At 54.3% G+C, this 12805-nt stretch carries 9 protein-coding genes; 3 read left to right on the top strand and 6 right to left on the bottom strand.

Annotated features, from left to right (window positions below; translation table 11 throughout):
- From KP708_RS11340 to KP708_RS15945, 6 genes are all read right to left on the bottom strand, one after another.
- Positions 1 to 842, bottom strand: an 842-nt coding sequence (locus tag KP708_RS11340) for an AMP-binding protein (protein WP_215757183.1), incomplete at its 3' end; no start/stop codon positions are given.
- Positions 842 to 1972, bottom strand: a complete 1131-nt coding sequence (locus KP708_RS11345; RefSeq protein WP_215757184.1) for a sensor domain-containing protein — start codon at positions 1970 to 1972, stop codon at positions 842 to 844. The genes KP708_RS11345 and KP708_RS11340, both read right to left, overlap by 1 nt.
- The gene (locus tag KP708_RS11350; RefSeq protein ID WP_202206703.1) at positions 1969 to 3336 is read right to left on the bottom strand and encodes a lipopolysaccharide biosynthesis protein; all 1368 of its coding nucleotides are present in this window, start codon (positions 3334 to 3336) and stop codon (positions 1969 to 1971) included. The genes KP708_RS11345 and KP708_RS11350 overlap by 4 nt, the downstream gene beginning before the upstream one ends.
- Before the next feature lie 286 nt (positions 3337 to 3622).
- Positions 3623 to 6259: a TonB-dependent receptor plug domain-containing protein gene (locus tag KP708_RS11355; RefSeq protein ID WP_215748759.1), complete on the bottom strand. Its 2637-nt coding sequence runs from the start codon at positions 6257 to 6259 to the stop codon at positions 3623 to 3625.
- 166 nt (positions 6260 to 6425) lie between these two features.
- Complete coding sequence (locus KP708_RS11360) at positions 6426 to 6995, bottom strand: HD family hydrolase (RefSeq protein ID WP_202206705.1); 570 nt, start codon at positions 6993 to 6995, stop codon at positions 6426 to 6428.
- A gap of 68 nt (positions 6996 to 7063) precedes the next feature.
- Positions 7064 to 7192, bottom strand: a complete 129-nt coding sequence (locus tag KP708_RS15945; RefSeq protein ID WP_255494176.1) for a hypothetical protein — start codon at positions 7190 to 7192, stop codon at positions 7064 to 7066.
- Between the two features lie 521 nt (positions 7193 to 7713).
- On the opposite strand from KP708_RS15945, the gene cysG reads away from it, so the two are divergent.
- The 3 genes from cysG to KP708_RS11375 all read left to right on the top strand — a co-directional run bounded on the left by cysG (position 7714) and on the right by KP708_RS11375 (position 12623).
- Positions 7714 to 9111, top strand: coding sequence for a siroheme synthase CysG (gene cysG, locus KP708_RS11365; RefSeq protein ID WP_237389850.1), 1398 nt, complete (start codon positions 7714 to 7716; stop codon positions 9109 to 9111).
- A gap of 109 nt (positions 9112 to 9220) precedes the next feature.
- Positions 9221 to 10159, top strand: coding sequence for a glutaminase (locus KP708_RS11370; RefSeq protein WP_215748758.1), 939 nt, complete (start codon positions 9221 to 9223; stop codon positions 10157 to 10159).
- A 178-nt stretch (positions 10160 to 10337) separates the two neighbouring features.
- Positions 10338 to 12623 carry a TonB-dependent siderophore receptor gene (locus KP708_RS11375; protein WP_215748757.1) on the top strand — a complete coding sequence of 762 codons (2286 nt, stop codon included), beginning with the start codon at positions 10338 to 10340 and terminating at the stop codon, positions 12621 to 12623.
- Positions 12624 to 12805 lie beyond the last annotated feature (182 nt).

A 12805-nucleotide genomic window follows, 5' to 3' on the forward strand; every position in this document is an offset into this window, starting at 1 on the left:
AGATGTGTATAAGAGACAGGCAGCAGATCAACCGTTAACTGGCATGTCAGGGGGGTCAGGAAAAACCCGACCAGGCCCATGTCATGGTAGAGTGGCAGCCAGGACACGCAGCGATCATCGCGGGGATCTTCTGCGGGATAAACCTTGAGACCGTCACGGGCAATCGCGCGTGCATTGGCCATTCCAGCAGCCTGAGTGACAGAAACGCCCATTGGGAAACGCGTGCTGCCAGACGAAAACTGGAGATAGGACAGATTTTCGGATTTGATTTCCGGAAGCTCTACATTGGCTTCAGCATGACGGTAGAGGTCAGCGGGGGAGCCGCCGAAAACCAGATCCAGACCCTCAACGATCTCCGATGTCCAGCTTCCGATTACGTCCGGAACCACAACAGCACGTGCTGCTGCGCTCTGGATCATGCCACGGAGGGTGGAAACATATCCTTCACGTCCACCAAAAGCGACAGGAAGCGGCAGCGGAGCAGGAACAAGTCCCGCATACTGGCAACCGAAGAAGATGCGGGCAAAATCACCATCGCTTTCTGCGACGATAGCCACCCGGTCTCCCGCTGCCAGCCCGAGGCCGAGCAGGCGCTGTGCCATGGAGATCGCCTGTTCGCGAAGCGTTCGGTACGGCAGGGCTTCCAGCAGTTGCCCGCGGCCGGAGTAGATATTGAATCCACTTTCGCCTTGGGCTGCATAGTCCAGGGCTGCGGCAAAGCTCGTGAAGTCCCCGTACCGTCTGGTCAGGCCAGAGCGGCTCGGCGTAGGAGCGGAAGGAAGAATTGGGTTCTGGGTGTCCTCGGTCAAACCTAGACTAGCTCCATTAGGATCGCCGGACATCAGGCGGCCTTGTGTAGAAAGTTAACTATGGCGTCCGCTGCGGCGGGCGCCGTGGGCTGTTCGCCCMAAGTTTCGAATGTCTCTAGTACATATTGGCGCTGGGTCTCAAGAAAACGTGAGTGTGTGTCAAACGCCTTCATGATTTCCTGTTCAGGATTGGCAATATTATCCGTCACCGGGCCGAGCGTCCACGATTGATAATTCGGATTGTCCTGCCAGTCGGCTTCATGCGCATTCAGGAACAGGCAGGGGCGCGGTCGTATCATGAATTCCGCCACCTGACTGCTGACATCCCCAAGATAGAGATCTGCGCCCATGGTATAGGTCATGTCGATACTTCGTTCGCTCCCTGGGTCGATCAGCATATGGGACAGACCCGCATATTCTCGTCTGAGGGCTTCTCCTTCCGGGCGGTGGTTGTCAAACAGCCGGAAATGAGGAGCAAAGATCAGGTTGTACTGATCCTGTGCTGCAAAAAAATCAAGCAGCTTCTTGCCCATCATGCGCCATGACGAGAAACGCTGCACGAAATGTGGATTATACAGGATTGTCGGCCGACCGTTATTAAAAAGCGGTGGCCGACGTGCATGCATCCGGCGAACCAGATCAAATTTTGCATACGTACCCCGGTGATAGAAGCCGGGACGGATGATGCCTTTTTCCAGCATCCGCTCTTCGACTTTACGGCCAGGAACCAGAAGATAATCAAATTTTCTGAGATGCTTGGCAAAGCCGATGGCACGATCGCCGGCGCCATGACCCGTCCAGATCATGCGGGGCGCGCGAACCCCCATGTGTCGAAGCTGAAGAGAGGTCGCTTCGGGAACGATGATGGCATCGAAGCCCTTGAAATACTTCCGGGAGAAAAACAGCCCCATGAGGCGGTCAAGGACTCGTAGCCCCTGCGCTTCAATCCGATGCCGAAGTGCATCTGAAATCGGAAGCAGGTCAAACTGAACGCGTGACTCCGGATAAAGCGTAGCCAGGGACCGTGCGAGCTCGAGATGACTTGCGGTCAGGCAGGCAATATGAACAGCGACTTCTGGGTATCGCGCCGACATTTCCAGCGCGATTGGTAGGGCATGTAGGGTCTGGTGCCTTTGGGCAATCAGGGGAAAAACGACTTTCATGACTGGGGAACCGTTCGCAGAGGAGGCGTGCGAAGAACCAGAAAAAGCTGAAGACCGATCAGGAGCATGACGCCGCACAGTGTGATGGGTCCTACGCCGTCCAGACCATATCTGCGGACAACGAGCACAAGCCCCGGAAAAAACAGCAGGAAGTCCAGAAAGCGGGCCGACGTCGCAGCGCCTGAACGGTTTGTCGTGAACAGGAGCGGCTCAAGCGGCAGGCCCCAGACAGCAACAACTTCGGCCGCGAGGAGCCAGAGTGTGACCGGCATTGTCTGTGTTGCGCCTGTCGGACCGATATAGAACTGCAGAAGGGGGCGGCCCGCCAGAAGGGTCAGGGCAAGCAGGGTTGTACCGATTCCGCCTGCTGCAAGAGCGACCTGAATGGTCAGGCGATAAAGTTTTGTCGTTGCTCGATCGCGCCAGAGGCGCGCCATTTCCGGATAGACGGTCGTTTGAATCAGCGCGGCCGGTTTGGCGATACCTGCGGCAATCTGGCTGGCGACCCGGTAGTATCCGGCGCCTGCCGGGCCGACGAAGGCTCCTACTACAAGTGTCCCTATGTGCCCGAAGGTCAGGGCGAGGGCAGAGTTGATATTCGTGGACAGCGCAAAGCGCCGGATGCCCAAATGGGTTCGGAAGAAATGCCCATTCAGCAGGTCAGGGATTAAATTCCATAGTTCTTTTGTAAGGCCACGCGTCAGATCTCGGCGGAGCAGTTCTCGAACAGCCATAAATCCGAGCGTCGCCCAGGCTGCAAATTCAGCAAACATCCAGACGACTGCCAGTGCGGGTACTGACGCCCCTTTTATGGCGAGGAAGAAAGTACCCACGACACGAACCAGGGTGGCCACGACACCCTGAATGGAAATCAGATCATATCGGTTGAAGATGCGCAGAAGCCCTGTGGGCGTGGCGGACGCCATGAACAAAATCGAAAGGCAGAATATTATTCCCGTCTGGTGAATTTCAGGCGGCCAGCCAAGCATTTTCATCGCAAAAATGCTGATGAGAAGGCCACCGATAAATCCGAGCAGGCCTCCAAGGCCGTCCAGAAGAAAACTGAACGCGATGATGCGCTGAAATCCTGTCCGGTTTCCGTCTGTAAGGGGGCGGAGGCCGTATTTCAGAACAGTCTGCCAGGACTGGAAATCTACCATATCACCCATTGTACGCGCGAAAGCGTACATCATGGCGATAAGACCAAACCCGTAACTTCCGAGAAGATGTGTTGCCATCCAGATATGGAGGAGACTCAGAGGGGCATTTATGACACGCCCTCCAAGCAGCACGCCGACATTGCTCATGACGCGTCGGACACCAGCCACTTTCGGGAGTTGTAAAGGCGGTTCTTCGGCCGGCATCAGGCGCAGGGAACTTTCATGGCTGTCAAATCGTTGTCACAAATTCGCTTCACACATAGGGTCTCAAGCGAAAATCTAAACTCACATTTTATGACCAAACGTTGCATTCGCCTTTACAGGTGGGTGCTCAGCAAGCGGTTTGGAATGAGAGCAACGGGCGAAAAACGCGCAGAATTGTAAGTGTCTCAAGCGATTACAGGCGAGGTCACATTTCGTGTTTGTGCCTAAGGCAACGGCTGCTCGGCCCCTTGAGCGCCGTCCTGCCAAAAAGGCGTGATGAGCAATCTCAGAGCGATTTGCGAAGAGACAGCCCGATAGTCCGACCCATGGGGTCCATGAAAGCAGGTTGGTAGCCGGCTGGGGTGGCGCCGGTTCCGTTATGAACGTGAATGCGGTTGTTCGAGACATTATCCAGCGACAGCATGATTCTAAAATTCTGAGCCCAGTCGCTGTGTTTCCAGCGGGGGACGTCTCCCAAAGTGACGAAAACCGAAAAATCCAGGGTTGCGAGGCTACTGAAATACAGGCTGCCTGCGGACGTGCTGCCCAGAGTTGATGTGCCTGATTGCCACTTACCGTCCAGCCTGATGCCAATACCGTTTCGATAAGCCCCTGCCTGAAGTTCCACTTCATGACGGGGTTTGCCGCCAAGGCCACCTATCGTTCCGCCGTTTAGGAGGTCTATAGCGGGGAGGCCGGATCGTAATCGTACGGTATCGTTCAACCGCCAGACCTGGGTCAGGACAACGTAATACCGACCCTGCGTGGTATTGCCTGGCCGTCCTTTATGATGCGCCTTATCAGGCTCATTTCCGAAGGGACGTGAAAGCGAGAAGGTGGTGTTCCATTCTGTCCGCTTCTCATAGTCTGCGTTGACTGGCCTTAAATCCACACGTTCCAGAACGCCGTCAGCATCTCGTTGGTAGTTATCCGGGAAAGCATCCTGAATGGCTGCGGTGGCAGTCGGTAAAGACAGGACCGGATTGTGTGTGTTGTCGTGCACGTAATTGATGTGCAGCCGTGATCCGTCCAGAAACGGAGGTGACAGGATGGCACCAAGACTGATTTCATGTCGATCGGCTGACCGTAGGTTCCGGTTGCCTCCAGATACAGTCGTGACCTGAACGGACTCTCCACGCACATAGTCATATGTTGTGACGTTCGGAGTTTCGATTGTGGGCGCCACAAGGGAGGCTGCTGCGGGTGCTTCTGTCTGTTCAGTGATGGAGAGCGGCAGCTGGATCCATGTGAGAGGCGCCCATGTGATGCCCCCACCGACGGTTCCCAATGTCCCGAAGTGAGACACCTGGCTGACTGCACCGTTTACATTGGCATCCAGCTTTTCAAGAAAAGACAGGAAGTGGTTCTTTCGGCTTGCGATTGGGAGGTCGCCGTTGATCCGAATTGTACCAATATCTCGGCTGATGGCCGCGCGAGATGTCACATTATTGACGGTGGATACAGCGTTTTGCTGGCTGAGTGTTCCCGTGGCGGCAATGCTGGTGGAGGCATCTCCAGCAGGAAGCGTAAAAACCGGACCGGAAAGCAGCCCGCTGATCTGCCCCTGATGGCTTGTGGTGCGGCCGTGATTGATGAGGCGCGTGCCTAACCAGGCTGGGGAAACTGTTGTCCATGGGTCGAAAGAAAGGTCGTTGGAATTCAGGGCTGCTTGGGCCGTTGTGAGCGAAAGCCCAGTCTGGCTGTTCGTGACTGTTTGGGTGTAGTCGTAGCTGCCCTTGGCATTCCACTTCCAGTCACCGAGGTTCCCATTGAAATTAAGGCCGGCGTGTCCTGTTTCGGTATGTGCCGTTTGCTGAAGGGGGGCGATGTTTCCAAAGCTGCGGAAGAGCTGAACAGACTGGGTAAATGGTGAATAGAAACTTCCGCTGGGCAGCGTGAGTACGCCATGGGGTAGACCCTGCAGACTGATTTGATCCTGATGATCAAAGCTCACATTGAGAGACGAGCTGATATTTTCAGTGATACGATCAGCGTAAACCCCGTTCAGGTTCAATTCGTGTTTGCGTGGCTGAAGCGTATAGGCTGAGGCATTCGTGCTGGTATTCGGATTGTTCGCGTAGGGAAGAATATCGTCCAGTGTTGCGGCCTGCCCGAAAGGCAAGGATGGGCTCCCTGCGGTTGTGACGGTCTGTCCGGAGAGTGCGTCAAGGGCTGGATCCAGGCTGGTGCCATCGGACGTACTGAGATTGCCCTGTGTGGCATAGAGTGAGTTTGCCGCCGGGGGAGCCACGCTGCGTTGGCTGTCTCTCAGCCATGAACTGGCCGTGTAACGAGCGCTGAGGTTGATGCGACGCTTGTCTTGCAGGCGCGTGAAGCTGAGGGAAAGAGCGCCATTTTCTCCTCCCCCATCCGTGGATGTTTCGCCATATGCGCGCGCACGAACGGACCGGAAGTGTTTGACGGTGATGATGTTGACGACGCGCTGGTCTGCGGCGTAGCCATAACGGAGGGCTTCTTCTTCCGTAAAAATTTCCACACGTGCAATTGCTTCAAAGGGAAGGTCATTAACCTCCTGAAGGCCGGAAATTCTTTTGCCGTTTAGGAGAATAACGGGGGCATTTCCCGTTGCACCGCGACCAGAGCGTGTTTCGGGGGAAATTGTGCTCAACAGATCCGTTACGGTATCGACGCCATAGGATTTAATCTCATCTGCGCTGATCTGCATGAGTGGCTTTGGCGCACCAATAACGGCTCCTTCCGGCTTGTGGCCGGTGACGACGATATGCTCCGTTGTGGATGTCGTGCTGCCGGATGCGTTGGAGGACACTGCGCCCGTCGTATTGGCGCCTTGCGCTAGAGCCGAGCTACAGGAAAGAGCGGCGCTGAAGCCGCAGCACGTCAGCTTTTGGAGGGTTAATCGGCGGCGTGTAGCGGCAGGAATGCCAGAATGGTGGCTGGTCATGCAGTGGCCTGCCGATCTCCTGTAATGCGAGTTTGTGGGCTCCGTTTGTCTTTGGAGCTGGAAGGAGCGTCTGGGACTACCTGACGCAGAACCATGGTGGGGTATTTTGGGGGAAACTGTTTCTTTTTGTCGAGAAACAAAATTCTCCGAAACAATCAGCGTGTGTTCAGACTTTCTCGGCGTTCCGCATGGTCTCACTGTCAATGACATCCCGGATCGCGCGAGTTAATGCCGAGTGATCGGTATAGCGGCGTCCATAAGTCAGATTGAACTCATGGTCGAAGTCCGGCGGATTGATGCCGGTATTATGCTGAGAAATTGTTTCGAGTTTGTCGAAAGCCTTGGCCATCCTGGCTTCAGGGCTGGAGGCATTTTCGTACTCATCCCAGAGCTCAAGAAACTCCTCTTTCAGGTGGTCTGGAAGAGGGGCCATGACGGTCAGGAGATCTTCGCGTTCCTGTTGGGACTTATTGCTTGAAGCGTCAATGGAAATGGCGGGAATATCGCCATGGATCGCTTCGCCCAGATCATGGAGAATGCAAATTTTGAGAAGGCGCAGCAGGTCGATGCCTTCAAGCTGGTCAGCGAAGGTCATAACAAGAAGGCATAAACCCCAGGTGTGTTCTGCGGTGCTTTCAGCCTGGCCACCCAGAGTAAAGGCGCGGCGGAGAACATCTTTGAGCTTGGAGGCTTCACGGAGAAAATCGAGACGCTTCTTGATCTCGTGTGTAGTCATTAAAATGGGTCCTGACGATTGGAAATTTGAGGCCAAAGTCAGGCCTGATTTTGAGAGATGGCGTCCTGTCACATCACCAGCGCGTAAAGCACCAGATATCCGGCAATCACGAGTAAGACCAGAATTCCAAGAAGGACTGGAAAGCCCATGCCGTTCTGGATCGATTTGATCGCCTTAACGATAAATTCAGCCATCATGTCGTACTCCTGGCACGAGCGCAGAGGAACGGTTGTCCTGCACTCATGGGAAATTATATGCGAAAACGGTTAAAATGGTAACTCCCTGTCAGGGAGGGCCAGAAATGTAACCGGGCATTTAAAAGATGAGTTGCATTTTGTTCCGACATTGCGCCGGAAAGCAGCCATATTGCTTGGGTATAATCTTTGCCAGTTCAGTCTTTCGAAAAGGTTTGATCCATGAAGCGTTTTGCAATGTTACTGCTCGCTTTCGGTCTGACGGCACCGTTAATGGCGTGTTACGGGCCGTATGATCACGGGCGGGGACATCATCATCATCATGGGGGCCGAGGCGGACCCTATGTAGGCGGCGGGGGTGGATACGGTCGTCGCTGACCGTTCCCTTTACAGGAGGGCGGCTCCAAAGCGGTTTGTCGTTCTTCTGAGGTTATCCTGTCTTTGCCTGTTCAGGGTGGCCGTGTAGGGAAGAGGAGCAGCGTTCCGTTCTGGAACTGTTATTCTGAACGCACATGGATATAGAGATGCCCGCATCCGGGGTTGAGACAGGCTGGTTTCCCATTTCCCTTCGTCTGGAAGGTGCACGCGTATTGCTGGTTGGTGGCGGTGAAGTTGCCGTCAACAAGGGCAGGCTTTTGCTTGATCACGGCGCGCATATCGAGATTGTTGCGGAAACCCTGAATACTGTTGTTCAGGAGTGGGTGGATGCGGGATTGGTACGGCATGTAGGTGGCCGTGTTGATTCCACTATTTTACAAACTGTCATGCCAGGATGTCGTCTGGTTTATGCGGCGACAGACGATCGGAGCGTCAATCGCACGGTCGCTGCTCTCGCTGATACATTGAACATTCCAGTCTGTGCTGTTGATGATCCGGAACCCTCCACGTTCATCACGCCTGCGCAGGTTCGGCGTGGGGCGGTGCGGGTTGCAATTTCAACAGCCGGCGGAGCACCGGTCTTGGCACGCCGACTGCGCGAACAGATTGAAAGCTGGATGCCTCACGGAACCGGGCAACTTGCAGCTTACATGCAATCCCGCCGGGCGCGCGTGTCTGCCCAATATCCGGAAGTTCAGGATCGGAAACGGATCTGGGAAGATTTTCTGGATGGAGCGGGCGCAGAAGCTGCATTGGCAGGCGATGAAGTGCGTGCGGATGCTGTGCTTGATGTGCTCTTGTCAGCACAGCGGGCAGCCGGGGAAGTCTGGCTTGTGGGGGCGGGGCCGGGAGACCCGGATCTTCTCACATTGAAGGCACTGCATTTCATGCAGAATGCTGACGTGGTGCTTTACGATAATCTGTTACCTAAAGTGTTGCTCGAACGTGTTCGACGTGACGCCGAACTGATTTTTGTGGGTAAGCAGCGTAATCGCCATGCGATGCCTCAGTCTGAAATCAACAATGAGATGGTCCGTCATGCGAAAGCCGGTCAACGGGTTCTGCGGCTGAAGGGTGGCGATCCGTTTATTTTTGGGCGTGGTGGCGAGGAAATTGAATCTCTGGTCGACGCAGGTGTGTCTTTTCGCGTTGTGCCGGGCATTACCGCAGCGAGCGGATGTGCGTCCTATGCGGGTATTCCACTGACTCACCGGGATTGTGCTCAGGCCTGTCTGTTTGTGACAGGGCATGCAAGGGCAGATGGTGTGCTCGATCTGCCTTGGGACGATATGGCTGACCGTCGTCAGACTGTCGTTATCTATATGGGGATTTCGACGTTACCTGCACTGATGGCGGGTCTGATAAAAAATGGCCTGCCATCAGATTGGCCTGCGGCTATCGTGGAGCGGGGAACCCAGCCGGGGCAGCGCGTGTTGACGGGAACACTTGGAACAATGGCGGCTCAGGCAGCCGAAGCGCAGGTCTCTTCGCCTGCGCTTGTGATTGTGGGTGAGGTCGTTCGTCATCGCGTTGTTTCACCGTGAACAAAGAGCTGCGCGTAAGCTGCATGGCTCCTGTTCTTAAAAAAGGCCTTTTTTCAATAGGCTACTCTGTGAAAGGTCTTACAAGCGCCTGAACTGGAGATGACCCCTTATGCCCTCACTCACCGCCATTATCACGGAAATCGCAGAGGAAATGCGTGCCGAGACAGACCGGGGGCAGGTGGCAAACTATATTCCGCCTTTGGCAAACGTCGATCTTGGCCGTTTTGGAATGGCCATTATCGATGCAGAAGGCGGCAGTCACATTGTTGGAGACGCTGAAGAAGCCTTTTCCATTCAGAGCGTCTCAAAGGTTTTTGGCCTGACGTTGGCGCTTAATGCTGTGGACGCCGGGCTCTGGAGCCGCGTGCGGCAGGAGCCGTCAGGCAGTGCGTTCAATTCAATCATCCAGCTTGAAAGTGAAAACGGAATTCCGAGAAATCCGTTCATCAATGCGGGGGCGATTGTCGTATCGGATATTCTGACGTCCCAGTATGGTCTGGATGGTGCGCAGAATGAGCTTCTGGGCTTCCTGAAACCCATGAGCTCAGATCCGGATACGATCCTGATTGACCGGGATGTTGCGCGGCAGGAAGAAGAAACCGGATTTCGCAACAAGGCTCTGGCCAATTATATGCGGACGTTCGGGAATATTCATAACCCCATTGATGAAACGCTGGACCTGTACTTCCACCAGTGTGCGCTGACCATGAGTTGCTGGCAGCTTGCGGAAATGGGCACCTATCTGATGACGGGCGGAATTAATCCCCGAACGGGCGAGCGCGTCATTTCCACGCGAAATGCCCAGACCGTGCTCGCTCTGATGATGATGTGCGGACATTATGACGGGTCCGGATCTTTTGCGATCAGGGTTGGTCTGCCAGGAAAGTCAGGTGTTGGAGGCGGTATTCTGGCTGTTGTTCCAGGCGTGGCATCTGTTGCGGTATGGTCACCCGGTTTGAATGCGCAGGGCAATTCACTGTTGGGAACACGTGCTCTGGAGCGCCTTGTTCAGCATACGGGATGGAATGTTTTCCGCGCCAGTCACTGATCTTAGGCGGCTTATTTTTTTATATATCACTGAAAAATATCGATATTTATGGAGGTGTGTTTGCCTGCCTGCGGGGTAGGCATTCTTTGATGCAATTCCCTTGATGACTCCTAATTGACAATAATTATCAATTGCAAATATGAGGGCTCCAGTTCCGATCCTCTCTCGGTGAGCCTGCATGTCCTCTTCTGTCGTCAAATATACCGTTTTTCCTGCACTTGTGCTGGCGGGGCTGACATCCGCTGCCGCAGGAGCAGATGCGTCCGTGGTCACGGATGAAGCTTCGTTTAAGGGCCAGAAACAACTTCAGAAAACCGGGCAGTCGCAGCCATCAAAGTCCAAGGCAGAAGTCATTGTTGTGACGGCGACGGGCATGTCTCATGCGCCTTCCGCAACAAAGACCCGCACGCCCATTATTGAATCGCCTCAGTCAATTTCCATCGTCAGTCGCGAAGAAATTGAACTGCGTGCGTCTCCGACCATCGCCGATGCTCTTGCTTACACGGCAGGTGTGCAGGCTGAGCCATCCGGTATCGACAGTCGAGTGGACGAAGTGTCCGTGCGCGGGTTTGGGGCAGGCGGGTTTTCATCCAACAATAACTTTGTGGATGGGTTGCGTTTGCCTTCAGGCGGGCAGTGGACCCGAACGTCCTTTGATCCGTTCGCACTTCAGCAGATTGAAGTTCTGAAAGGGCCTTCCGGCGCTTTGTATGGTCAGACGGCACCAGGAGGGGTGGTGAATCTTGTCACCAAGCGCCCGACAGAGAAAAGTGAAGGAGAGTTCTTTTTACAGAGCAGCGGCTTTACGAACCTGTCTAACTGGCAGGGGCAGGCCTCCGGTGATGTTTCCGGCCGACTGACCCATGATGGCGCATTGACCGGTCGGATTGTTGGGCTTGCGCGCTATGGTGATACTCAGGTCAATCAGGTGCGCACGGGACGATATTACATTTCCCCAAGTCTGACTTGGAAAATCACGCCCAAAACGGTTTGGACTTTGCTGGCGCAATATCAGCGTGATCAGGGTGGCTCTACGTTCCAGTTCCTGCCAGCAACGGGCACACTTTACGCATCCAAAGGCCGCCATATTGCAAATGACGCGAATATTGGTGAGCCGAACTGGGATACATTTGATCGCAATCAGGCTCTGGCGGGCTCATTTCTGGAGCATAAATTCAGCCGTTTCCTAACGGTCCGAAATAATACACGCTATACTTATCTGAACACGCTTTACAGAGCGACAGTGCTTTCCGGCGATACGCTAGCAAGATGCGCGGCAACAGTCGCAGGATGTATTGCTGGCGAAACAGTTAATCGGCGTGCTGTGGAAGGTAGAGGCCAGTCTCAAGGTGTCACGACCGATACACAACTTGAAGGGCATGTTCGCACAGGGCCGGTGAGGCATTTACTCCTGGTTGGCACAGACTATTTTTATACGAACTGGCGTCATAGCCGTGATCTGGTGGCATCATCTTACGTGCTGCCCATTCTGAATATCTTTAATCCACAAGCACGTGGAAGTGCTGGCTATTCAGATAATCTCAATCCACAGATCTATACGGCGACGATAAGTCGTCAGAACGGGATTTATTTCCAAGATCAGATCAAGTTTGATCGTTTTCGGGTCACGATTGGTGGGCGCCAGGACTGGGCGCATGATGACACGCTGAACGTTCTCACGAAATCTCGTTACATCACGAATTCCAATGCGTTTACCTGGCGAGCAGGTGCCGTTTATATGTTTGATAACGGTCTGGTGCCTTATTTCAGCTACGCTCAGTCGTTTCAGCCACAAGTTTCTGACCCGTCGACGTCGCTAGGAGGGAAAGCTTTCAAGCCGACGACAGGCGATCAGTATGAAGGTGGCATTCGGTACCAGTATGGGAAGAGTATCTACGTCACTTTTGGTGGCTACCAGATCACCCAGAACAATATGACAACTTATGATCCGAATGGCACGCTCTGTGGCACATCAACGTGCCTGGTTCAGACGGGGCAGGGCCGGGTTCGTGGGCTGGAACTTGAAGGCAAGGCAAACCTGCCATGGGATATGTCCGTAATCTTTACCGGCACCCGCAGTGAAGCAAAGATCACTCGCTCCAACACGGCATCACAGGTCGGTAATTATCTTGGACAGGCTCCCAAGTGGATGGCATCGCTCTTTGTGGATCAGCGCATCCAGCATGGCACATTCGCTGGCGTCGGCCTTGGTGGTGGGGTCCGTTATACGGGCACGAGTTTCGGGGATACTGCAAATACACTGCATATTCCAGATTACACGCTGTTCGATCTGTTCCTTCGATATGATTTCGCAACGGCTCATCCGCGTTACAAAGGTCTGTCCTTTTCGTTTAATGCCCGGAACATTGCCAACAAGCGCTTTGTCGCAACCTGCACCGCCGTTTCGGCCTGCTATTACGGACAGGGCCGTAACCTGACAGCCCGTCTTGAATACCGTTGGTAATCTGATGGGAACGTTATGATGACGACAGGGATTGCAATGGTTTTGGGGGCGGGGGGTGCTGTCCTGCTTTATATGGCCTCCCCTGCTCAGCAACTGTGCACGCGACGCCCGGCATTTCGGGGATGTGTGGTTTCAGGATGTGTCATGCTCAGCATATCGTTGCTTGTTCTTCTGGCTACCCA

Source organism: Gluconobacter sp. P5H9_a, from assembly GCF_018812085.1.
Classification (GTDB): domain Bacteria; phylum Pseudomonadota; class Alphaproteobacteria; order Acetobacterales; family Acetobacteraceae; genus Gluconobacter.